Annotated in this window: 17 protein-coding genes; 11 read left to right on the forward strand and 6 right to left on the reverse strand. The window is 40.1% G+C overall.

Annotated features, from left to right (window positions below):
- The first annotated feature begins 66 nt into the window (after positions 1 to 66).
- From BST97_RS10900 to BST97_RS10910, 3 genes are all read left to right on the forward strand, one after another.
- Positions 67 to 2,973: a sensor histidine kinase gene (locus BST97_RS10900; protein WP_085767263.1), complete on the forward strand. Its 2,907-nt coding sequence runs from the start codon at positions 67 to 69 to the stop codon at positions 2,971 to 2,973.
- On the forward strand, positions 2,970 to 3,719 hold the full coding sequence (locus BST97_RS10905) for a LytR/AlgR family response regulator transcription factor (RefSeq protein WP_085767264.1): 750 nt from the start codon (positions 2,970 to 2,972) through the stop codon (positions 3,717 to 3,719). The genes BST97_RS10900 and BST97_RS10905 overlap by 4 nt, the downstream gene beginning before the upstream one ends.
- A 108-nt stretch (positions 3,720 to 3,827) precedes the next feature.
- Positions 3,828 to 6,527: a T9SS type A sorting domain-containing protein gene (locus tag BST97_RS10910; protein ID WP_085767265.1), complete on the forward strand. Its 2,700-nt coding sequence runs from the start codon at positions 3,828 to 3,830 to the stop codon at positions 6,525 to 6,527.
- A gap of 60 nt (positions 6,528 to 6,587) precedes the next feature.
- Here the strand turns inward: BST97_RS10910 and BST97_RS10915 are convergent, their stop codons facing one another.
- Together BST97_RS10915 and BST97_RS10920 are read right to left on the reverse strand one after the other, a co-directional pair.
- Positions 6,588 to 7,499 carry a DMT family transporter gene (locus tag BST97_RS10915; protein ID WP_085767266.1) on the reverse strand — a complete coding sequence of 304 codons (912 nt, stop codon included), beginning with the start codon at positions 7,497 to 7,499 and terminating at the stop codon, positions 6,588 to 6,590.
- A gap of 201 nt (positions 7,500 to 7,700) precedes the next feature.
- Positions 7,701 to 11,267 (reverse strand): T9SS type A sorting domain-containing protein, encoded by a 3,567-nt coding sequence (locus BST97_RS10920; protein ID WP_085767267.1) that lies wholly within the window; start codon positions 11,265 to 11,267, stop codon positions 7,701 to 7,703.
- Between the two features lie 700 nt (positions 11,268 to 11,967).
- On the opposite strand from BST97_RS10920, the gene BST97_RS15835 reads away from it, so the two are divergent.
- Positions 11,968 to 12,108, forward strand: a complete 141-nt coding sequence (locus BST97_RS15835; RefSeq protein ID WP_157111624.1) for a hypothetical protein — start codon at positions 11,968 to 11,970, stop codon at positions 12,106 to 12,108.
- 94 nt (positions 12,109 to 12,202) lie between these two features.
- Positions 12,203 to 12,397 (forward strand): hypothetical protein, encoded by a 195-nt coding sequence (locus BST97_RS10925; protein ID WP_085767268.1) that lies wholly within the window; start codon positions 12,203 to 12,205, stop codon positions 12,395 to 12,397.
- 775 nt (positions 12,398 to 13,172) lie between these two features.
- Here the strand turns inward: BST97_RS10925 and gldD are convergent.
- The 4 genes from gldD to mutY form a co-directional block, all read right to left on the reverse strand.
- A complete protein-coding gene (gene gldD / locus BST97_RS10935; protein ID WP_085767270.1) occupies positions 13,173 to 13,745 on the reverse strand; it encodes a gliding motility lipoprotein GldD in 573 nt (190 codons plus the stop codon).
- Positions 13,730 to 15,070 (reverse strand): gliding motility-associated protein GldE, encoded by a 1,341-nt coding sequence (gldE, locus tag BST97_RS10940; protein WP_085767271.1) that lies wholly within the window; start codon positions 15,068 to 15,070, stop codon positions 13,730 to 13,732. The genes gldD and gldE overlap by 16 nt, the downstream gene beginning before the upstream one ends.
- An 11-nt stretch (positions 15,071 to 15,081) precedes the next feature.
- Positions 15,082 to 15,576, reverse strand: coding sequence for a single-stranded DNA-binding protein (locus BST97_RS10945; protein ID WP_085767272.1), 495 nt, complete (start codon positions 15,574 to 15,576; stop codon positions 15,082 to 15,084).
- A gap of 102 nt (positions 15,577 to 15,678) precedes the next feature.
- Complete coding sequence (gene mutY, locus BST97_RS10950) at positions 15,679 to 16,728, reverse strand: A/G-specific adenine glycosylase (protein ID WP_085767273.1); 1,050 nt, start codon at positions 16,726 to 16,728, stop codon at positions 15,679 to 15,681.
- Between the two features lie 130 nt (positions 16,729 to 16,858).
- On the opposite strand from mutY, the gene BST97_RS10955 reads away from it, so the two are divergent.
- From BST97_RS10955 to BST97_RS10980, 6 genes are all read left to right on the forward strand, one after another.
- On the forward strand, positions 16,859 to 17,149 hold the full coding sequence (locus BST97_RS10955) for an HU family DNA-binding protein (RefSeq protein WP_085767274.1): 291 nt from the start codon (positions 16,859 to 16,861) through the stop codon (positions 17,147 to 17,149).
- A 257-nt stretch (positions 17,150 to 17,406) separates the two neighbouring features.
- Complete coding sequence (locus BST97_RS10960) at positions 17,407 to 18,948, forward strand: Rne/Rng family ribonuclease (protein ID WP_085767275.1); 1,542 nt, start codon at positions 17,407 to 17,409, stop codon at positions 18,946 to 18,948.
- Between the two features lie 103 nt (positions 18,949 to 19,051).
- Complete coding sequence (locus BST97_RS10965) at positions 19,052 to 20,923, forward strand: M1 family metallopeptidase (protein WP_085767276.1); 1,872 nt, start codon at positions 19,052 to 19,054, stop codon at positions 20,921 to 20,923.
- 80 nt (positions 20,924 to 21,003) lie between these two features.
- Positions 21,004 to 21,378 carry a ribonuclease P protein component gene (rnpA, locus tag BST97_RS10970; RefSeq protein WP_085767277.1) on the forward strand — a complete coding sequence of 125 codons (375 nt, stop codon included), beginning with the start codon at positions 21,004 to 21,006 and terminating at the stop codon, positions 21,376 to 21,378.
- Positions 21,379 to 21,476: 98 nt separating this feature from the next.
- Positions 21,477 to 23,132 carry a S41 family peptidase gene (locus BST97_RS10975; RefSeq protein ID WP_085767278.1) on the forward strand — a complete coding sequence of 552 codons (1,656 nt, stop codon included), beginning with the start codon at positions 21,477 to 21,479 and terminating at the stop codon, positions 23,130 to 23,132.
- On the forward strand, positions 23,125 to 24,171 hold the full coding sequence (locus tag BST97_RS10980; RefSeq protein ID WP_157111626.1) for an OmpA family protein: 1,047 nt from the start codon (positions 23,125 to 23,127) through the stop codon (positions 24,169 to 24,171). Before BST97_RS10975 ends, BST97_RS10980 begins: the two co-directional genes overlap by 8 nt.
- The last annotated feature ends 92 nt before the right edge of the window (positions 24,172 to 24,263 follow it).

Consider the following 24,263-nt stretch of genomic DNA (forward strand, 5'->3'; position numbering starts at 1 on the left):
GACTACTTTTAAGACAGGAATTCATAGTAGATTTCCTTTTTTAAAAAGATCATCCTGCGATTTTTAGTGCTCATTCTATTTTTTGTAAGCGGTTTAGTGACCGCTCAGCAACCTGTATCTATACATCTCACAGAAAAAGATGGTTTGCCTGACAAAGAATTCTATGGAATTGCAGAAGACAACAGTGGCTTTATATGGCTCGCGGGCAACAAAGGCTTAACACGTTTTGACGGTAAAAATTTCAAAACCTACTCCCATCCTAAAAAACGAGGACTATCTGTTTTTGAAATTAATATTGATGCCCAGAATCGAGTATGGTGCATTAATATCTCTGGACAGGTGTTCTACGTTGAGAACGGCAAGATGGTGCTCTTTAGGGATTTTAAAAATGAGTTGAAGGGACAGCTTCCTCAATTGACCGTTGCTAGCAATACAGTAGTTTTACGGACCTCACGTCAAGTTCTGGTGGTTGATATAGCTTCAAAAGAATTAAAATCCATTGATTACGATCTTTATGAATTGAACACTTACCCGTTTGTTTTTAATGATCAGATCATATTATCTAAGGATAAGAACCTACATTTTTCTACTGAAAAACATCAAAAGGTGTTTAGAGAAACTCCACCATTTTTTGAAAAACTCAATGGTCAGGGCTTAATCAATAGGTCTGTTGAAATTGATGATAATTTTATTTTGACCTGCTTTACATCACTTCGTGAGAGTCCGCAATTTTATAAGTTTTCTAAAAATAAAGTGATCAAGATCAATTCAGAAGTCCTAGATCATTTAAGAGTCATTCAAAAAATTAAATACATAAAGGATAAAATCTGGATCTGTACTACTGAAGGAATCTACTCTCTAAAAATCACAAATAAATCTATCGAGATAGAAGATGCTTTTTTTAAAAAAAATCATACTACAGATATTGTCATGGATCGTGATGAAAATTATTTTATCACTACACTAAATGATGGCGTTTATGTTATTCCTAACCTACATATAAACAAATTAGATCTACCAGAAAAAATTAATAAAACTACCGCCCTTGCGAGTATAGACTCCACTCTTTACATAGGTTCTAAGGGCGGTGCAGCTGCAAAGTATAAGACCTTAAGTAAGGCTGTAGAATTGATTGATTTTGAAAACAAAGAGCCTATTAATGATATAGCTGTTGATACATTTAAAAATCAAGTGAGCTTTGTAAAAAAATTGCAGACTGTAACTCTGGATGCTTATGGAAAAAAGGTGTTGCCTGTGACTAACCAAGGCTCCATTAAAAAATTAATCTTTTTAAATGCAGATAGTTTGATGCTTGCTTCCTCTGCCAGATCGAGTATCGCGCCTATCTATCATGAATTTAACAGAGACTCTACAACGTACAGTATATTTAAAAGAGGATACACTTGTATTTATGACCACACTACGCAAAGTAAATACTTCGGTCTGGTGGATGAACTGGTCAAGGTTGATCAAGAGTTCAAGATAAAAAAACTAGTGCGGCAAAATGGTCAGGATGTATTGACTAAATCCATGGCACTAGATAAAAACGGAAACTTATGGGTCGCCACTTTTACCCATGGACTGCTTAAATTCAATAACGACACGCTTATCAACTCCTGGGACATTTCTAACGGGCTGTTGTCAAATAATCTAAACGCCATCGCTATTAACAAGCCCTATTTATGGATTTCATCAGACGCTGGAATACAGCGCCTCCACACAGAAACAGGTGAATTTAAAAACTTGACTAAAGAAGATGGTGTGCCCTATTATTCTGTGCTGGATATAGAGCCCTTAAGTAACCAAATCTACTTCTCTGGCGGTGACTATATCTTTCACGTAGATCAAGAGAAAGTATTTAAGGAGTTTACGCCTGTGGATTATTATTTCACGGAAGTCTCTATTAATGGGAGCGTCGTGCCCATGAACACTACATATATTCTAGATGAAAAAGAAAGTGAGGTTGAAATATCCTATTCGGGTACTGGCTTACGTGCTATGTCTAGTGGTAGTTATGAGTACTGTCTCAAGGGACTTTCTAATGAATGGATTCAAATAAATCCTGGAGTAAATTCTGTATTCTTCAACTCATTGCCTGCGGGTGATTATGAGTTCAGATTGCGTCCTACCTCTGGTAATTCTAAACAGGCGACTTTCAAAACAATCAATCTTATCGTTACAGTCCCGTTTTACGAAACTTTTTGGTTCTGGGGACTTGTTGTTCTTAGTGCTGTACTGATCATTTTGTACTTGCAATTTCGTAGGGCTCGCTTTCGCGAAAGCGAGAAAAACAAACAGCTCCTATCTCTCAAAAGAGAAAAGGAATTTATCAACCTAAAACTGGAAAACCTGCGCTCACAAATGAATCCACATTTTGTATTCAACGCTCTCAATTCCATTCAAGAATATATCTTGAAAAACCAGCGTTCACAAGCCGGTGAATATCTAGGCAAATTTGCCGATCTTATAAGAACTTATTTAGATCACAGCGTCAAGGGCCGCATTTCATTGCAGGAAGAAATAGACAGTCTCAAAATGTATCTAGAACTGGAGCAATTGCGATTTGAAGATCGATTGTCTTACAAAATTGATATCAATGTCAATGAAGATGCCACCCGTATTTGCATCCCTACCATGTTAATTCAACCGTATGTTGAAAACGCTCTGAAACACGGACTGCTCCATGTGGAAGGTGAGCGTAGGCTTTCTATTCTCTTCTGCGATGCCGAAACCGATAAGGAGGCCATAATCTGTTCAATAGATGATAACGGTATAGGTAGAAAAAAGGCTAGAGAACTTCAAGAGAAAAAGCGCCACAAACCATTTGCCACAAAAGCAACTGGAGACCGCATTTCCTTGCTTAACTATGTACTGGAAAAGGAAGCCAGCGTACATATTACTGATAAATATGATGGAGAAAAACCTCAAGGGACTATCGTGTGTATCAAAATACCATATACCCTAGAAGTATGAAAGCACTCATAATAGACGACGAACCCAAAGCTCGGGAGGTATTGCAGATTTTACTGGAAGATTATTGTCCAGAAGTTACAGAGATTTTTAAGGCGCCCAATTTATTAGATGGCGTAGCAAAGATTAAAAGTGAACGACCACAACTGGTTTTTCTAGATATAGAGATGCCACAGCACAGCGGCCTAGAAATAGCAGATTTTATTGATAAAGAACACTTTGATTTTGAGATCATATTTACGACGGCCTATAGCGAGTATGCCCTCCAAGCTTTTAAGCTCAACGCAATAGATTATCTATTGAAGCCTTTGAGACCGGAAAAGCTTAAGGCTGCGCTTAAAAAGGCCATCGAGCATAGAGGTAAAACCCGACTGTCAGAACGGTTAATGGAACTCAAAAACAGTTTTAGGGAAGCTAACTTTTCTAAAATTGCGCTCCCTTATTCAGACGGGATCAAGTTTGTGGAATTTGACCGCATAATTGCAGTAAAAGCAGACGGGATGTATACCGAATTTCACCTGATGGATGAAGAGAGAATACTGGTCAGCAAGCCCCTCAAGCACTTTACCGATATTCTTGAAGGGGTCAAAATGTTCTACAAACCGCACCGTTCCTATCTTATTAATTTGAAGCATATCAAGGAGTATATACGTAAAGACGGTGGTTATATCTTGATGGAAGGCGGTATAGATGTACTGATTTCAAAGGATAAACGTGAAGAGTTTCTTTCCATTGTGCAAAGTATTTGATTCATTACTTGAGCTTTATAAGTTCAAAATGAAGATTCATAAGTTCTCGTAAAAATCGGCTGCTCTATTGCTACAGTTTTGTGATTGAATTAAAAAACCATTTCAATCATGAAAAAAACTTTACTAATTATCTCGTTCATACTGAGCATTTCAGCCAGTGCTCAGATCTATGTTAATGCCAGCGCAACTGGAGCAAATAATGGAACCAGCTGGACAGATGCTTATACAGATTTACAATCTGCACTGACAGCAGCAACAAATGGTGATAATATATGGATAGCAGCAGGCAGATACACACCAGGCACAACAACTACATCATTATTTAATCTTAATGTAACTGGAATAAATTTATATGGTGGTTTTAATGGAACAGAGTCTATTTTAGCTCAAAGGGATCCCGCGGTAAATCAAACCATTTTATCTGGTGATTTGAACGGTGATGATACCGGTGTTGATTTTACAGGTGCAAATAGATCAGAAAATGCTGCAAGAGTCTTAGTAGTAAATAATCCTAGCTGCTTGATTGACGGTCTTACAATTTCTGGTGGTCACGCGGTAGGTACAAATGGCTCATCTGAAGAGGGAGCCGCTCTATTCATAAACAATTCTAATTTTACTGTAAGGAACTGCTCTATCGTTGATAATGTTGTGTCTCGGGCTGGAGTGATAAGAGCCTTTGGTCAAGCGGGAGGCTTGTCTATTGAAAACACTATTATTTCTAACAATTTAGGTGATTTTGCAACGGTGTTATATTCTAGAGTTCCTGGAGGCACTATAAATCTTAAAATGGTGAATTGTTTAATTACAAATAATACTAAAAGAAATGTTACCACAGCTGCTCCTGCTCTCATGTGGTTTAGACAGAATGTAAGTGGTACTATAAACGCTACATTGACTAATTGTACTGTGGCAGATAACATATCTGAGACAGCTGCTAATACATTACTCATATCAGGTACGCGTACAGGAGGTAGCAATATGCGTTTAGTAGTGAATAACTCCATTTTTAAAGATAACATCCGCATTTCGGGAGGAAGTTCAACAATGATGAATTCAATAGGTAACGGCACAAGTCAGTTAAGTGCAACTTTGTATGCAGTAAGAAATTCTATTGATGAAAGCGCATTTAGTAACATAGTAAATAATGGATCAACCAGAATAAACAATAATAATTTAAGCAGTGATCCTCTATTTTTAGGTAGTGGAGACTATACATTAAGTCCTTCTTCGCCAGCCGTTGACGCAGGTGACAATACTCTTATACCTACTGGCACTACCTCAGATCTAGATGGAAATAGCAGAATAGCCGGTAACGCTGTGGACATGGGTGCTTACGAGAGCGCAGGACAAGCTGCTCCTGTTTACGTAGATATCAATGCAACTGGAACTAATGATGGTACCAGCTGGACAAATGCCTATACAGACCTTCTCACTGCCTTAAATAGCACACAAGGTAGTCGTGATTTCTGGATTGCTGCTGGTTCTTATATACCTGGAACGGCGAGAACAAATTCTTTTCAACTCAATAGAGATGGAACAAAACTCTATGGTGGTTTTAATGGAACGGAGACTATGCTATCTCAGCGTGATGTAGCAGCAAATGAAACCATTCTATCTGGCGACATTAATGGCAATGACGGGCAATTTACTTTATTTAACAGTGCAGATCGCAATGAAAATATCTTAAATATTCTCAACATAACTGCTGACAACTGTTTGATCGATGGCATCACTATATCTGGCGGGCAAGCAAATGATGCAGGTAGTAATGCCACCCAAGAAGGTGCAGCTATTAGGTTGATTACAGGGAACTTTACTATTGAAAATTGTAAAATTGAAAAAAATGCAGTACAGCGTGGTGGAGTTATTCAAGCTATCGATGTAAACGGTATTCTCTCTATTTCAAATACCATAATGTCCCAAAATCTAGGAAGATTTGCTCCATTACTTTATGCTCGTGCAGCAAATGCAGAATTTACCATAAATATAGAAAATTGTCTTTTTGTGGATAACCAAAAGCAAGGAATAGGTTCTCAAGACAACGTAGGTTTTTTCTGGTACAGACAAGATAACTCTAATACTATCAGGCTTACCTCAAATTTCCGCAATTGTACTATCGCAAATAACACGGCAAATCTTTCAAATGGTAACACCATGGTTATTTCAGCTTCAAGAAATGCAAGTGGAGGAGCAATTAATAATTTACGAATATTCAATACCGCTTTTCACAATAACACAAATATTACATCAGGGACAAATGATCTAACTTCGGTTGGTAATGGAACCACACAGGATGCCGCAAGTATTTATGAAATACGCAATAGCATCGATCACAATGCATTTAGCAACATAGGAAATAATGGGAGCTCAAGGATTAACACAAACAATTTAACAGGATCGCCTATGTTCACTAGCAGTACTGACTATACTTTACAGCCTGGATCTCCAGCGATAGATGCAGGAGACAATCAGTACGTAACAGTCACTTCAGACCTTGCAGGAAACAATCGTATTGCAAACAACGTAGTAGATATGGGGGTGTATGAGTTTGGATCCACCGCGGGAATTGAAGATGAGTTAATTAAAGAAGTCAAAATGAAAATCTACCCTAATCCCGTGAGTGATGTACTAAATGTGGGTGGTGATCTCGCTTTCGCGAAAGCGGAAATTTTTAACCTACAAGGTCAGCAAGTTGCCACTGCGATGTCTAGTCAAATATCTGTAGGACAACTTCATTCAGGCATTTATTTAATCAGGGTAACGACCGTGAGTGGTCAACAAGTTACACAGCGATTTATCAAAAAATAGGGGGTTTGATAGATCAATGTTAATTCTCAACATACTTTGAGATTCAGAAGCAACCGGTTCCTAGCTACTTGGAGTCGGTTGTTTTTTGTTGCTAGTTACGAGAATAACCGCAAAAATGATTACGGCGGTAGACAAGACTTGCCATACGTTGAATTCCTCACCATCCAGCATTCCCCAGCTCAATCCTACGACAGGCATCAAATAAGTGACGCTACTGGCAAAAACCGGTGAGGTAATTTGTACGAGTTTGTTGAACATGATTTTGGCAGCTACGGTTCCAAAAAGACAAAGCACTAAAATATAACCTAGGCTTTTAAGAACAAGCTCTGACTCAAACTCCAGATTCTGCCCATCGGCAAAAAAGAAAACTCCAGCAGCAAGTGGAACGATGAAAATAAAATTACCTGTTGCGATCGCAAGCGGCTTCACGTCTTGAAGATAACGCTTGATGATATTCACATTAGTCGCGTAGCAGGCACAAGCAATAAATACTAATCCCGCAAAAAGGTAATTCTGATCAGGATTATTCTCCATACCCGCTAAAACAAGACCTACCGCACCCAGCAAACCTATGATGACTCCTGTTAATTGTATTCTGGAAAACGCTATACCAAATATAACTGCACCCAAAATGAGGGTAATGAGTGGCACCGTGGAGTTGAGTATTGCACTTATGGCACTGTCTATTTCAGTTTGTGCATAGGCAAATAAAAACGCTGGAAAAAAGGTTCCCAAAAGACCAGAGACAAACAGCCAGCCGTAGTACTTTTTATCGGTTTTAAGAAAGGATTTGTAGCCTATCAATACTAAAATTATTCCAGAAATAATAGTTCTGATCGCGCCTACTTGCAAAGGTTGCAGGGTGAGTCCGTGCTCAGACTGACCTAAAGCTTTTTTTATAAGTATGAATGAGCTACCCCATATCAGGCTCAAAACGACGAGGTAGACGTACTTTAGTTTTGAAGAATCCAATGATCAAATTATAAGTTTTGCAAACTTATGACTGATTCACTGCGGAAAGTTGAAATCTGAGCATAAAAATCTAATTCTTCCACTCCTGCGATTCCAGCAAACGCACCATGTCTTGCTTTACGTAATCTACCGCTGCTCGCAACTAACCAGTGTAGACCGTTTAGTTCTAATGGATGCAGCCTGTGACTAACAAAGCTGTCCTTATTGAATAAGGATTTTTTGAGATTGCTGGCCTTTCTCTGTCTGAAGATTTACTATATAGATTCCAGCAGAAACAAGTGGTAAGGATATGTCTTCTGTACCCACGGTGTTGAATGAGTGGTGCACGATCTCTTTACCCAGTAAGCTATAGATCGCCACCGCTTTCTTGCCATCTTCTAGTCCCGTGATACGCAAGTTATTATCGTTTGTAGTAAAGATTTTAATATTTGCTGTGGTTGTACTACCCGTTCCTAGTGTAGTATTGCTCATCTGGATAAAGAACCTTCCCGTTGCGTTCATATCGCTGTCCAGCGCTACGGAATATCCCGCACCACCCTGTTCCAATAGGGTAAGGGTCTGATTTAGCCGATCTTCCAGGTAAACGTTGAGTCCCGTAGGTAAATTTTCCGTACCAATGGAGAATTCAAGTAGATCACCCGCACCCGCTATTACGCCCACGGGTATAACGTTGTTCTCCATATTATCTCTGGAAAGAGTCTGTATTGCCAGTCGCATGTCCTGATCGTTTGCGACCAGTCCCGTAAAGAGTTCAAGATGGTTTGTAGCGTCTGCAAATAGGGTAGAGTCATAGCCATTGTCAAAACCTGTAGTTCCTCTATTATCAAAAAACACTTTTGTGGCGACGTGCTCGCCAGCGCTACTCATAGTTAACTCAAAACTGGTGATCGCGTTGCCACTTTTGAATGTGTCTGTCGCATTATGACTCTGGTTGCTGGTGGCAAAACTGACATTACCATTACTTCCCGCCTCCACAAAAAACCCCTGTGCGGGCGCGATCTTTATACTGTTGATCAGATTAAAGGTTTCATAGTCCGTACCGTTCCATAACCATACAGTATTTTCACCCAGTACACTGGTATTGTTATTCAGGAATGTGGTGGCATCCAAATAACTGGTAAAAGGATTCCCCAGCAGGTTGAAACTGGTACGGGTACCCACGGTAACAGGGACGGTTACCGTGCTGGAATTGATCGTTCCCGTAATGTTTACATTGCTGGCTGCGGCCAGTTTAATAGATATGCCTCCTCCCGAGGGAATAGGGCCCGTACTGTCTTCATTAGCAAAGATATAAGCGGGACCCGTGTTGTTTGAGTAGAAACCCACGCCTATGTTAGACCCGGTTCCAGTAGCCAGGTTTGTACCTGCTATAATATCTTCCTGCGTCTCGCCGGCAACCGGAGCGGCTATAAGGTGCCAGTCAGTATCTGGTAGGTTTCTTGTGTATTTGACGCTGGCATTTACCGTGGCATTTGCGATAAGGGACGATCCCGACTGCATCACGATGCTGTCAACCGTTAATGGTGTATCGATAGTGGGATAATTGGTCACGCCGTTGCCTGGTATCACGATAACGTCTGTCGCTGCGGGCGCGGTATTGTTAAAATAGTTTCCGCCCGCAATACCATCGTTGCCATTAACTCCTGTCCATAGTTTAATATTGCCCTGGTTTTCTAAGGCTCCCATATCTACGGTGGTATCAAAAATACGGGTGTTTCCCGCAGCATCTGTCGTGATACCAACGGGTACGGCCGCATTGCTGGCGGTATTGATCACTGGAGAGCCGGGCAATAACCTAAAGTCGTCATTTGATGGATCGATAAATTTTGGATCCTGATTATTGATACCGTCGGTGCCCTGAAAGCTGCTGTTTTCTTGAGTAAGTGAATAAGTTACGGTAAAATTGGCAAAACCTAAAGAACTCCTACCCATATCAGCTCCTGCCACGTTGGTATTGCCCCTGAAAGAGTTGTTCCAGAAGACGCAGTTATCCACAGCTACGTCAGTACTGCGTATGGCTAGTGCGCCAGCATTCAGGCGTCCCTCGTTTCCATAAAAGGTACAATTTGAAAACGTAGAGTCATCGGCAAAATTAAATTGAATGCCCCCTCCACCTAATGTTCCAGCTCCGTTTGATCCTAAGTTTTTAGCAATTAGACAGTTCGTGGCATCAAGTCGACCTTCAACATAGATACCACCACCACTACGAGCAAAATTTTGAAGAACCTTACAGTTGGTAAGTTTGAGATCCATATCCTCAATATATATCCCGCCACCCATTCCTTTATCAACCTCTATACCATTGACCATGAAATCATCAAATAGATCTGCATTCCCACCGTTAATGGTCACTCCATCGATAATATTTGTGCCGGCGCCGCTCGTACCTACCACGATATGATAGGCGTTTTCTGCATTGTTTGCAAAACTGAGTGTACCACCTGCACCGGTCACTACATCATCGTTATTGAAGTCCCCACTCAAGACCGTTTCATGAGCCCTATTGCCTAGGTCTCTCTGTGCTAGGCTCTGCCCACTGGCAAAACCCCCATACAGTTCTACATAGTTGACTAGAAGAAAGGCGTTATCCCTGTCCTGATCCGTACCAAAATTTACACCGTCCTCTGGACTGTAAAGGGGTTTATAGGTTCCGCCCGCTATGTGGATCCTGAGTCTGTTTGAGTCGGTATAATTACTCTCGCTACCTTTTGCAAATAGCAGGGCATCAGCGAGTTCTGGTAGGGCGTTTGTCCAAGAATTCCCGGTTTCATTGCCTCCAGTCACTTTTTTATCCACATACAGGATATTATTTGCATCTGGAGCGATAGCCTCGGTAAACGTAAGCTGAAAGTCCTCCTCATCATAACAGGCCGCGTTTAAATAGCCGTAGATATAAAGTGTCACGGGATAGACTATAAACTGTGAAACCTGAATGGTCTGACCCGGTGCAAAGGCGGTACCCCTACCACGTGATGCCGTATAATACATTTCATTGCCAGTCAAATTAGATCCAGTAATGGCAGGAAAGGTAAAGGTGTTGGTTTCGGTCTGGTCTGCCAGGTCATCTACATCAACGGTGCACGGCGGGATTACGGCAAAATCATCAAAACCTATATCACCGTCAAAACTATTGCCTGTAGTACCCGTAAACCTGAACTGAACCGTCTCGCCTAGGTAAGAGTCCAGGTTGGTCTCACTGCGTTGCCATAGATCCACGTTGTCGCTGAAAGGCGCAATGATCTGCGTCCATGAGGGGTTTGAAAGGGTTCTGATATCCACTTCCAGACTACCTATATTTGAACCTAGCATATGGTACCAGAATATCATCTGTGAACCTGCCTGAGCGCCGTCCAGGCTTATGTAGGGGCTTGTCATAACGGCAGTCCTACCCGCAGATCCACCAGAAGCCTCCAGATAGAGGTAGGTGCCCTGTCCTGGCACTCCCGTGGTATTATCTGCACTGGGCCCAGTGCCACCAGAACCCGTATTGTCAGTATCAGTAGTCCAGTCAAAGCTGTCCCCACCCTCATTAGTCCAGTCCTCAGACAGGGCATAGGATGGTTCTGAACTTGTAGGGCCTGTGGGGAAATTATCAAAGTCTTGAATATAAGGTATGGTTTGAGGAGGTGGTGAATTAATCGTAAGATCAAGATTAACCCCTTCATTAGTGCAATCATTTTCGGTAGGCTTAACGTGTGGACGTTCATTTACCGCATTTGCCGTAAGGTTTATTGAAAAAATCAATAACAGGATTTGGATTAATTTCATTGTTTCTTAATTACTTGTTTGCATAAGCTACATCGTTGTTGCACGGTGTAGAAATTTTATTATGGATAGTGTTGATGTGCGTTACGCTTTCGCGAAAGCGTAAAAACCACAATATTTATCTCTCATACCCTGATAATCCACAAGATAACTAAGTCCTAGACAGAAAGATGTTAAAACCTCGTACTTCCCAAAAAATTGTGAAGTATGGGAAAATTCTTGCTTGCATAGTAGTATATCATTAAGGCAATAGGATTTTGTTTAAAATTGTAGTAGGGACTTTATTTTATGGTTCGATTGCTAGTTCTTGTTTGACTATTTTTTCTACCGGTAATTCTAACTGCGCAGGCAATAGATATTTTGCCTGTAATTTAAAACGAGCAGCAGTTTAAAAAGTCACCAATATTTTTGATAAACGTTTTGATCGATATCATGACCAAAAAGTCAAACTCAAGTCGAGTTTTAAAGATTCTATCTTTGCGGTACAGCAGTGGGCTAAGAAAAACGGTAGTCAAAAGCAGGGGCTCGATGCTGATTTCCAGGTGTTTCTTGCCTACAACCAGATGATTAAAAATGATAGTATCCTTGCCACGGGAAACCAGTTGCTGATCGACCAGAAGTTTCTAAAATTTCCGGAATCTGTGTACGTGGCAAAGGAAGTATCCAGTACTTGTGCGTAAAAGGGTTTTTTTATCGTAGACAATTGAAAACCTTTCCACTCATCAAGTCATTACTTGAAAAATATGAAGCAGAGAATCCAGAATATTATGATAGTGACCTTGCCCTGATTTATTATAACATAGGCGATTATGACAATGCAAGGAAAGTTTTAAAGAACAGTTAGCAAATTCTCAAGGGATTAATGACTTGTTCAGGACAGCAAGCACGTACAACAACATAACACAACCCATAAAAAAGAGAATCGCGATTCCCACGCCTTGAACAATTACCGTAAATCGCTGGAGCTGCTACGACATGATAATGCAGAAGATCACTTCTTCAACAAGGCCTATCGAGTTCATTTTACTTACGTTGTTACCTCAAATATCGCAAGCCTCAATCTTAAAAAAGACGAACGGGATGGAGTGGAAAAAGCTTTCAAGACCGAACTTGAGTTTGTCAAGGAGGCTTAAGAGCCCAGAATCGTATTGCAGGGCCATCTCAATATGGTCGAGCTGTATCCCTTTCAAAATGATGTTGAACGAGTTCAGGAGTCGCTGGATAGTGCATATAGCTATCTTAAACTCTATAAAATTCCCTCGCTCAGAGCTGATGTTATTAGGCTTGAGGGAAAATATCTTTTGATAATGGGCAGGATAAAAGAGTCGCAAAATCTTTTTTTACAGGCTTTTATCATTACAGACTCGATCTAGAGAGCGATAACCCTCAATAATTTTAAAGAGGCCGCGCTGGAATATGACCTTGTGACCACCCAAATAGAACTCCAGGATTTCGAGAAACTACCGGATCAGACCTCGAAGACCAACTTTTTACTTTGGATCATTACGGCCATAACCCTACTTGCATTTCTAATTTTTGTAAACCGCTGCGATGCAACAATTGATAAAGGTGAACAATGCTGTCAGTAGTGAATCAGGCCAAACATTTGTTTTCAAAAGCAAAAAGGACTTACATCATCTGGAAGTAGCTTAGATTTTCCATTTACAGTCTGAAAAAACTATGTTCACATTTACACCTAAGATCGCTATTTTTCTCACCGAGCAAAACTAGAAGCCGGGCTTAAATCTATTAATAACAGGTTTCTAATGCGATGTCACAGGCGCTAAGCTTTAAACGTCAAGAATATTGAAAAACTGTATGGATTCAATGCAATTCTCCTGAATGAGGCAATTATACCTCTGTCATCTTCGTACAGACAAAAAATCGTAGATAATTAAGATAGACCTCTTAATTCTTCCACTCCAGCGATTCCAGCAAACGCACCATGTCTTGCTTAACATAATCTACCGCTGGATAGATAGAGTCGTAATTTGGTTTTGAATAAAAATAAAGGGCTCCAGTAAGGAAATGCTTGGTGCTGTCGGTCACATAAAACTGAGCATTGCTGGCGGCATCACCTTCCACCTCATACATCATTCCGTAGGTTTTCTTTATAGGATTGACAAATGGAAATTCTGCAATAACATCTGCTTTGCGGTTGTGGTCGTAACTTAGTTTCTGACCGTCTATAAGCAGCTCCCTTAGATTGTCCTCAACCGGTTTATAGGTAATATAGATCGTAGCCTCCATTTGAGGATATTCAATCTTCATGGAACAGTCACGTTTAGAAAGTACGCGAGCATAATCATTTGCTTCAAATAAAAAAGGGCACTGCTCTCGAGAAACAGCTCCGTAATCACCCCTATTGTATTGCAAGGCGAGTTGGGCAGCTGGTTTAGGTAGAACATCTCCATCCTTGCAAGATGCGCAGAGTATTATTACCGACAAAGCAATCAAAACAAATCTCAAGGCAGGGTACATTTTACTTGTTTTATGCGTTTCTTATCCATGGCTTCAATGATAAACGTGTAACCATGAAAACTTATTTTATCAAGCTTTCGTGGAAACGAACCTGTCTGCTCCAGTAAAAATCCGGCGAGAGTTTCTGATTCCCCTCGATATTCATTAAATAGTGCTTCTTGTTCTTCTTCAAAATCTAGTACTCGATAAAAATCTTTAAGCGGAGTAATAGCTTCAAAAATAAAGTTCTTATCATCTAGTTTTGAGTAAATAATATCCTCCTCGTCAAACTCATCGCTTATATCGCCTACAATCTCTTCAATAATGTCCTCCATGGTGATCAAACCGCTGGTACCACCATATTCATCAACTACTATGGCAAGGTGTTTCTTTTCTTCTTGAAATTCCTGCAAGAGATCATCAAGCTTTTTGTTTTCTGGAACAAAATAGGTCTCGCGTAACAACTTAGTCCACTCATAATTCCTGCGATCTATATAAGGAAGAAGATCCTTTACGTAAAGTACACCGGTAATCTGATCAATGCTTTCTTTGTAGACGGGAATACGGGAATATCCATGCTCAATCACCAGAGGAATGATCTCTTTGAACTCCAGCGCTTCGTCCAGCGCAAAAACGTTAGTACGGTTACGCATCACATTTTTAGTATCTGTATTACCGAAGCTTACGATACCTTGTAAAAGCTGTTGCTCCTCATCGGTAGTGTCTTCATCGTCAGTAAGTTCTAAGGCCTGTGATAGATGGGATACGGTAATGTTTGAACTGCGATTACCCAGTCTGTCGTGAATCTTGAGCGTAACATAACGCATGGGCAAGCTCATAAAGCTGAACAACTTATCCAAAACATTAAGCGGTATCGCCATAAAATTGGCAAATCCCACTGGGTTACGATTGGCATACACCTTAGGAAATATCTCTCCGAATAGCAATATTAAAAAGGTGACTACCACCACTTCAAGGATGAATCTCAAGTCAATCTCCAAGATAAAACCAAGATCTAAGCTTACTGGTTCCAAACCAGCAAACCAAACTTCAGAAATGATCCCAAAAATCAGTACAGATGTAATATTGATCGCATTATTAGCAATAAGAATAGTCGCCAGCAACTTTTTAGGCCGATCCAATAATTTTTCAACCAGCGACCGCTGGCTGAATTCTAGATTTTCATCTTCTAGCTCATTGCTGGTGAGACTGAACATAGCGACCTCTGCACCACTTATTAAAGCACTACAGACCAGTAGAAGTATAAAAAATATGAGGTAAAGCAGCGTGCCGTCTGTAAGTATAGAAGGCATGAGCATCAATAAACTACTAGGGTCGGGATCCAAATTCTAATATATTAAAATGGCAGATCGTCCTCATCGTCATCACTAATGGGGGCGTTGTACGTCTTCTGCGGTTCTTGGCTCTGTTGCGGTTGTTGACCTTGCGGGCGCTGCTGGTTCTGTTGATACTGTCCAGAATTAGAGTTGCCTTGTTGCGGGCGACTGTTTTCATTTTTGGGAGTCAAAAAAGTAAATTCTTGGACCTGGATTTCTGTTGTGTAACGTTGCTGGCCGTCTTCCCCTTGCCACTGTCGGTTTTTAATACGGCCTTCTATGTAAACCTTATCACCTTTGCTCAAATATTTCTCACAAACTTCAGCTGCTTTATTGCGTACCACGCAGTTGTGCCACTCAGTATTTGACACGCGTTCTCCTGTAGTTCTGTTTACGTACTCCTCATTAGTCGCAAGTGGAAATCTACCTATGCAACCACCATTTTCAAAGTACTTCATCTTCACCTCGTCGCCCGTGTGGCCTATGAGAATGACCTTATTTACTGTTCCTGCCATGATTCGTCTGTTTGGTTAAAATTTGCTTTTAAAAAAGTGTGTAAATATACGTAATTGATCAGGCATGAATAAGAAACGGTTTTTTACAAAATTTATAGAATCTTACTCCTTAGTTATATTCCAGAACTCACGCATGAACCGCTCGATCAGTACGTGAACCGGTTTTTCTGCGGCTTCGTCACGGGTTATGGCATTGGGAATTTCTGTTTCTGTCTCGATCACCCAGAAGTAAGCGTGAACCTTTCTATGAGATAATTTATGAACGATGGGATCTTGATTGTATACGCTTTCGCGAAAGCGTACTCCACCTAACAACTCCTGAAAAACTTGATCTTCACGAAGTTCATGAAACAGAAGGTTGCCTATAGACTCAACAAAGGGAAATTCATAAAGTCCTGCCCAGATTCCAGATTGAGGCCTTTGCTGAAGAATGGTTTTGTTTTGTGGGGTGAGAACCACGAGATAGTGATGAAAGAGGTTCTTGACCTTTGTCTTTTTCACCTTTACGGGTAGTTCATCTACTTTACCCATATTAAAAGCAACACAATCAGTTTGGAAAGGACAGGAGTTACAAAGCGGATTCTTAGGTGTGCAATGCGTAGCGCCAAATTCCATGATCGCCTGATTATAGGTCGCAGGATCTTTTTTGGAAATTAGCATTGTGGCGAGTGCTCTGAATTCTTTTTGACCTGGAGTAGTATTTATGGGGCTACTGATTCCCATAAGCCGAGACAAAACTCTATAAACATTACCATCTACCACGGGAACTACCTCATCATAACAAAAACTGGCAATCGCAGCAGCCGTGTATGCCCCCACACCCTTTAATGTAAGCAAATCTTTGTAGCTGGTCGGAAATATACCACCGTCTTCAACTACTTGTTGAGCTGCTTTATGCAGGTTTCTTGCGCGGCTGTAATAGCCTAAACCCTGCCATAATTTGAGGACCTGTTCTTGTGGAGCCCTAGCGAGATCATCTACCGTAGGGAAGGTTTCTATGAAGTTCAAGTAGTATGGAAGTCCCTGATTAACACGAGTTTGTTGTAAAATAATCTCACTGAGCCAGATTTTATAGGGGTCCCTTGTTTTGCGCCAGGGAAGTGATCGATGGTGGTTTTTATACCATTCTAAAAGCCGTGCTGATATTTCCATGAAGAAGGCAAGATAAGGAACGACTTCTTATCTTATTAAATTTTAAACAATTAGGGATTTATGATATTGATGAAAAGACTATCTTTGCGCCCTGTTTAAAGAAAAAGAATAATTAAACTGTAATTTTAAAATGACTAAAGCAGATATCGTATCTAAGATTTCAGAGAAGCTGGGAATGGAGAAAACAGACGTGCAGGCAACTGTCGAGTCTTTTATGGATGAAGTGAAGGAATCTCTGGAAACTGGAGAGAATGTGTACTTGAGAGGTTTTGGGAGCTTTATCGTTAAAACGAGAGCAGAGAAGACAGGTCGCAACATTTCTAAAAACACGACTATTAAGATTCCAGCACACAACATACCAGCATTCAAACCTGCAAAAGTGTTTGTAGAAGGAGTAAAACAAAACGTAAAAGTTAAGTAAAATATAAGAGATATGCCAAGCGGTAAAAAAAGAAAAAGACATAAGGTAGCAACACACAAACGTAAAAAGCGTCGTCGCGCTAATCGTCACAAGAAGAAAAAGTAGTCCAGTACTACTTTTTCTTTTTGCACTGTTCTTTGAAATAGGGCTGCATGTACAGCTCGCTCGGGTTGCTCAAACAAATCAAGCAACACATTACATTCAATAGCTAGGTCACTGCCTTAAGCAGTAGTCCTATGCATAATAATACAGGAATTATGGATAAAGAAATTATTATCCGTTCCGGTGCTTCAAAGATTGATTATGCTATTACTAAAGGTAGCAGGTTAATTGAACTCTATCAGGATGAAGAAGAGAACAAGTTTGCGGTAAGCGATATTTTTCTAGCAAAGCCTAAAAAAGTCCTATCTGGTCTTAATGCAGCATTTGTAGATGTAGGTTACGTGAAAGATGGATTTTTGCATTATCACGACCTAGGCCCAGGTTTTCTTACCCAACAAAAATTTACCAAGCAAATCATAGCAGGCAGGCGCAAAAATTTTGCCCTCAAAGACATTAAATCTGAAAATCTACTGGACAAGGGAGGTTCTATCGATAAGGTGGTCGTACCCGGTCAACCAGTACTGGTTCAGGTAGTTAAAGAGCCTATATCTACTAAAGGCCCTCGCCTCAGTGCAGAGCTTTCCATACCCGGTAGGTATGTGGTACTAGTACCTTTCTCTGATCGGATCTCCATATCTCAAAAGATTGAAGATCGTGAAGAAAAAAGCCGGCTTAAAAGATTGGTAAAGAGTATCAAACCTGAAGGCTTCGGAGTAATCGTACGCACGGTGGCAAAGGGTAAACTGGTAGCAGAACTGGACAAGGATCTTCAAAATCTCGTTTCTAAATGGGAACAGATGTGTGCAAAAATCCACAAATCAAAGTTTCCCAATAAAGTCATGACTGAGTTAAGCAGGACTAACTCACTCATGAGAGATGTATTCAATAGTACATTCACTTCTATAGTAGTTGACGATCAAGAGGTTTTTAATGAACTCAAGGATTATTTGAGAAATATTGCTCCAGAGAAGGAGTCTATCGTGAAGTTTCATAATGCGCGTACACCCATTTTTGAGAAGTACGGAATTGAACGACAAATTAAGACATCTTTCGGTAAGACCGTCAGTATGAGCAAAGGTGCTTATCTCGTGATTGAGCATACTGAAGCGATGCACGTGGTAGACGTCAACTCAGGAAACAGATCAAACAAGGCGGACAGTCAAGAGGAAACCGCTCTTGAAACAAACTTAATTGCAGCTACAGAAATGGCTCGACAGTTGAGATTGCGAGATATGGGAGGTATCATAGTCATCGATTTCATAGACATGCGTAAGGCAGAGAACAGAAAAAAACTCTACGAGCATATGCGCAATGAGATGGCTGATGATCGTGCCAAACATAAAATTCTTCCACCTAGTAAATTCGGTCTGATACAGATCACAAGACAGCGAGTCAGACAAGAAGTAAACATCAAGACTAGAGAAGAAAATCCTAATGGTAATGGCGAGGAAATTCCAGCACCTATCACGGTAATTCAAAGAATTACTGAAGATTTAGAAAGACATATAAAGTCTGGTGTAAAGAGAATCACCTTAAATGCCCACCCTTTTGTGGCAGCATTCATTACCAAAGGTTATCCTTCAGTCAGATCCAAATGGTTTATGAAGCACCAGAAATGGATTAAAGTAATGCCAAGAGATGCCTATACCTATCTTGAATATAAATTTAAGGATAAAGACGGTAATGAGCTCTCTTAGATATAAACGCCTTCAGACGTCAAGTTTGTGGGCGTTTTTTGTTTAGTTTTTTGAATTATAAGTGCGTTCTCAAATTCTTATCTTAGCGTCACAATAACTCTCTATGAAAAAAATAGTTTTAGCCCTTACCACGGCTTTTATAGCAGCTAGCTGCAACACTTCTCAAACAGCCGTAAATAGCTCTCAAAAAAATAATACTCCACTTTCAACCTACTGGCAACAGCATGTCGATTATGAAATGGACGTTGATATGGATGTGAGTGATTTTAATTACACGGGATCTCAAAAGCTGGTGTATACAAATAACTCTCCAGAGACTTTGGACAGGGTTTATTACCACTTATTTTTCAATGCCTTCCAGCCTGATAGTGAAATGGATACCCGATCTAGAACCATCAAAGATCCAGATCGACGCGTACAATCTAGAATCAAGGCTTTAACGGAAGATGAGCAAGGACATCTTCACGTAATGAATATGAAGCAAGATGGAGTTGCTTTAAGCCCTCAAGAGGAGCGAACTATTTTAGTCGTACCACTTGCTAAATCTCTTGCCCCAGGAGAGTCAACTACTTTGACATTAGATTTTGAAGGACAAGTCCCTCTTCAGGTCAGAAGAAGCGGTCGAGACAATGCTGAAGGTGTAGCCCTCTCTATGACACAATGGTTTCCGAAAATGGCGGAATTTGACAAATATGGATGGAACACCAGTCCATATATTGCCAGAGAGTTCCATGGAGTTTGGGGAGATTTTGATGTAAAAATCACCATTGACAAAGAGTACACTATAGGTGGTACAGGATACCTTCAAAATCCTAAAGAAATAGGTCACGGATACGACACTCCTAATTCTGGTCCCGCTCAAGGCGAAAACGGGAAACTTACATGGCACTTCAAAGCTCCTATGGTTCACGACTTTGCATGGGGAGCTGATCCAGATTACGTACATGATATATACGAGGGCGCTAATGGAGTAAAGTTGCATTTCTTTTATAAAGATCAAGATGAAATCAGAGACAACTGGAAAAAACTCCAGCCCATAACTAATGAGTTTTTGATGTTTTTCAATAAAAACGTAGGTAACTATCCATACAAGCAGTATTCTGTTATTCAAGGTGGAGATGGAGGAATGGAATACGCTATGTGTACACTTATCACTGGTAAAAGATCATTTGGAAGTCTCGCAGGAGTTACGGCTCATGAATTTGCGCACTCTTGGTTCAATCATGTTTTGGCGACTAATGAATCTAAGGACGAGTGGATGGATGAAGGTTTTACAACTTACATTTCTACACTTGCGGAACAGGCCGCTGCTGGAGTTGAGAAGGAAAACCCGCATGAGCGTTCTTACCAGACCTATGTTTACTTAGCTAACTCAGGAAATGAACAACCTGCCACCACACACGCTGATCGTTATGACACTAATCAAACCTATGGTATTATTGCCTATTCTAAAGGAGCTGTATTCCTCGCTCAGCTAGGTTATGTAGTAGGAGATGATGTACGTGATCAGATTATAAAAGAGTACTACAACACCTGGAAGTTCAAACACCCAGACCCAAATGACTTTAAAAGAGTCGCAGAAAGAGTCAGTGGATTTGATCTTGAATGGTATCTGCGTGATTTTATGATGACCACAAACAAGATTGATTACAGTATAGAAGGTGCTGAAAAAGATGGGAACAATGTAGCTGTTACGCTGGAGCGAAAAGGTCTTATGCCAATGCCTCTAGATGTAGAAGTTACTATGAACAGTGGTAAAAAGATGATGTATTATATCCCGCTTGAGGAAATGAGAGGTGAGAAATCCGTCTCTTCAGATACTAAAATCCTAGCTGACTGGGCATGGGCTTATCCTACCTACGAGATGGTTTTAGATGGAATCAACTCAAACGACATTAAATCTATCAGTATCGATCCTAAAGGCATGATGGCTGATGTGGATAGGGAGAATAACAGCTGGGAAATGGGACAATAATTTCCCCAACCTAGATCTTCATTATAAATCTAATCATAAGCCGTCTTCAATTAATTTTGGAGCGGCTTTTATTTTACAGAATGAATCATAGCTTAGGAAAGTCAAAAAAACTCAAGGGTAAAACAACTATAGCCCGCGTTTTTAAAGATGGAAAAAGTGTCAGAAAAGGCCCTTTGAGGATGGTGTACGTGCTCAACCCAAACGGTAAAGAATCTTCTGAGCATCAAATAGGTTTTGTAGTACCTAAACGCTTTGTCAAAAAGGCCGTTGATCGCAATAAAATGAAAAGGCTCATGAGAGAAAGCTATCGATTGCAACAAGAAATCATTCAAACCTTAGACAGTCAATATATTCAGGGCATGATTATGTACCAATCATCTAAACCAATGGAGTTTGAAAAAATGTTCTCGCTCATGAGAAAATTGCTGAATGAACTAACAAAAAGAGCCTCCTGAGTTTTCGGCTTACTATTTGCAAATCCCTCAACCGATATCACTTAGATATTGGTTAACCTAATTTTTGCATTATCTTTAAGTACCCTTATTTTAATATGATGAAACATTCTCCTAAAAAATCTTCATCCAGAAGGATTTTTATTCCCGTACTTTTATCTGTTTTTTTTCTATCGCTAGCTAGTTTCAAGAACGACTTTTTTGAAATAGCAAAACAGATTGAGATCTTCACTGAGATGTATAAGCAGCTTAACATGAATTATGTGGACGATACCAATCCCGGAGAACTCATGGAAAGCGCCATAGATGGCATGCTCGATGACCTAGACCCCTACACGCGATACTGGACGGAACAAGAAGTGGAACGTTCAAAAATCAACCGTAGAGGTTCCTATACAGGTATAGGTGCAAACGTAAGTACAAGAGAGGATAAAGTAATCATTGTAGAACCGTGGAAAGATTATCCGGCAGACAAAGCTGGTTTAAAAGCAGGTGATGAAATAATCCAAATCGACGATCTGAAAATTACAGATTATAAAGAAAACGCCGGTGATCTGCTTAAAGGTTCTCCGGGCTCAGGAATACAGCTGATCTATAAGAGACAAGGCAAGGAATATCAAACATCTTTGAAACGAGCAGCGGTAGAGGTAAAAGCGGTTCCATTTTACTCTATGGCTACAGAAAAAATAGGTTATGTAGTACTTTCAAAATTTAATGAGAAAGCATCTACAGAAACCAGAAGAGCCATCAAAGAACTGAAATCTCAAGGAGCTGAGAAAATAATTTTGGATCTGAGAGGAAATCCTGGAGGTTTACTTAGTGAGGCTGTGAACGTTTCAAATCTTTTTATACCTAAAGGTAAGTTGATTACTAGTACACGTTCTGCAGTAGATAAATACAACAAAACCTATCTAACTAAAAAAGAGGAGGAATTTGAAGGTATGCCCATCGCAGTTTTAATCAATGGGCGTAGTGCCAGTGCCAGTGAGATCGTTAGTGGAAGCATTCAAGATTATGATCGAGGTGTGATCATAGGGGCAAGAAGTTTTGGCAAAGGACTGGTTCAGCGTCCTAAAGAACTATCCTATGGTACGCAAGTAAAAATAACAATTTCAAGATATTATACACCATCTGGTCGTTGTATTCAAGCGCTGGATTACTGGAATAGAGATGAAAATAATGAAGCGGTAAGAACCAAGGCAAAAGATTACAACGCCTTTGCCACGGTTACTAATAAACGTACGGTTTTTGACGGTGGTGGTATCAACCCTGACATAGAACTGGCCAGCACAGCTTATTCACCAGTCACTACAGCGCTCTTACAAGAGAATGCCATATTTGACTACGCGACGGAGTATTACTACAATCATCAACATGAGGATCTTTTAAAGTTTGAGTTTTCTGATTCTGATTTCAACGACTTCGTTAAATGGGTAGAAGATCGTGGATTTGACTTTGAGACGGTTACGGAGTCCGCTTTCGCGAAAGCGTACCAAACAGCAGTAGAAGAAGAGCTTGAGGACGACATTAAAGCTACTTATAGCGATATGGTTAAAGCAATCAATAAGGCCAAAAAACGGGACATAAAGGATAAACAACCTGAAATTCAAAGCTTGCTCAGCGATGAAATCGTTAAGCGATACTTTTACCGTGATGGCCTTTATAAGTACCAAATAGAAAACAATCCTGAGATCAGAGAAGCAATTAATGTATTGAGCGATTCCTCCAGATACAACAAAATATTAGGTTATGATTAGAGTCTTATCAGCAGTACTTACCATGCTGGTAATGCAAACCTGTTATGGCCAGCTTACAGAAACTCATTCAATCTATTTTGATCTAAATCAACATAGGTTTGAAAAATCAGAAGGGGTGGCGCTCAATGCATTTTTTGATGATTTGCTCTATAAACCAATCTTGGACGTTAAAATTTTTGGTTACTGCGATGATCGTGGTTCATATGACTACAATCTTAAGTTATCTAATAAACGTGTGGAAACCGTCTCAAAATGGTTGCAACAGCATAAAATAGCTTTAGATCATATCACAAAAACGATAGAGGGTCGTGGTGAAGTTGCGCTTCTGACCGATAGCGAAGACAGCATTTCTTCAGAAAGAGCACAAAATAGGCGAGTCGACGTGGTGTTTTACTTAAAGCAAGAAATCGCAAACCAACTGGCGGTAAAAAAGCTTAATAAAGAAGAGTTAAGTACTAAAGAACTCAAGGTAATCGACCGCTATGAGAAAGAGGTTGTTGATGCCGTTTTCAAAAAGAAGTCTATCGCCTCTATAGAATTACCGGAGATAGAGGAGAGCAACGAATCTTTATCTGAAGATGAATATTTAGTCATTCCCACTAAAATCGATCCGCCCATAGACAACTCTCAGGAGCCCTTCAAGTCTTTACTTAGTAAAAAACTGAAAAAAGGACAGATAATTAGGCTAGAAAATATATTGTTTAAAAAGGGTAGATCTACAATTTTGGCAGAATCTCAACCTCTTCTGGATCGCGTTGCCGAGATACTTAATGCTCGTAAGGATATTAAGTTTGAGATTCATGGCCATGTGTGTTGTATCAATCCAGTTTATAAAGATGCTTATAACAGGGATACTAAAAAATCCAATTTAAGCGAGGATCGAGCACGGGCAGTTTTTAAAATTCTTAGAAGTCGTGGAATCGATCACAAGAGAATGAAGTTTATGGGATTTGGAAGAACTAAACCTTTAGGAGGTATTGATAAACTCGATCGCCGCGTCGAACTTCTAATTACTGAGATAGACGAAACACGTCAATAGTACGAATTATAGATTTCATATATATGTTTAGCTGGTTTAATAGTATTTACCTATCAAATTCAGCCTTATTACAGTTAAATTTAGATCGAAAG

The sequence above is a fragment of the Nonlabens spongiae genome, from assembly GCF_002117125.1.
Classification (GTDB): Bacteria; Bacteroidota; Bacteroidia; order Flavobacteriales; family Flavobacteriaceae; genus Nonlabens; species Nonlabens spongiae.

Bases quoted from the DNA above. Each gene is read 5' to 3' on its own strand.
- BST97_RS10905 (WP_085767264.1), top strand. From the start codon at position 2,970: ATGAAAGCACTCATAATAGACGACGAACCCAAAGCTCGGGAGGTATTG.
- BST97_RS10910 (WP_085767265.1), top strand. From the start codon at position 3,828: ATGAAAAAAACTTTACTAATTATCTCGTTCATACTGAGCATTTCAGCC.
- BST97_RS10920 (WP_085767267.1), bottom strand. From the start codon at position 11,267: ATGAAATTAATCCAAATCCTGTTATTGATTTTTTCAATAAACCTTACG.
- gldD (WP_085767270.1), bottom strand. From the start codon at position 13,745: ATGTACCCTGCCTTGAGATTTGTTTTGATTGCTTTGTCGGTAATAATA.
- BST97_RS10945 (WP_085767272.1), bottom strand. From the start codon at position 15,576: ATGGCAGGAACAGTAAATAAGGTCATTCTCATAGGCCACACGGGCGAC.
- mutY (WP_085767273.1), bottom strand. From the start codon at position 16,728: ATGGAAATATCAGCACGGCTTTTAGAATGGTATAAAAACCACCATCGA.
- BST97_RS10955 (WP_085767274.1), top strand. From the start codon at position 16,859: ATGACTAAAGCAGATATCGTATCTAAGATTTCAGAGAAGCTGGGAATG.
- BST97_RS10960 (WP_085767275.1), top strand. From the start codon at position 17,407: ATGGATAAAGAAATTATTATCCGTTCCGGTGCTTCAAAGATTGATTAT.
- BST97_RS10965 (WP_085767276.1), top strand. From the start codon at position 19,052: ATGAAAAAAATAGTTTTAGCCCTTACCACGGCTTTTATAGCAGCTAGC.
- rnpA (WP_085767277.1), top strand. From the start codon at position 21,004: ATGAATCATAGCTTAGGAAAGTCAAAAAAACTCAAGGGTAAAACAACT.
- BST97_RS10975 (WP_085767278.1), top strand. From the start codon at position 21,477: ATGAAACATTCTCCTAAAAAATCTTCATCCAGAAGGATTTTTATTCCC.
- BST97_RS10980 (WP_157111626.1), top strand. From the start codon at position 23,125: ATGATTAGAGTCTTATCAGCAGTACTTACCATGCTGGTAATGCAAACC.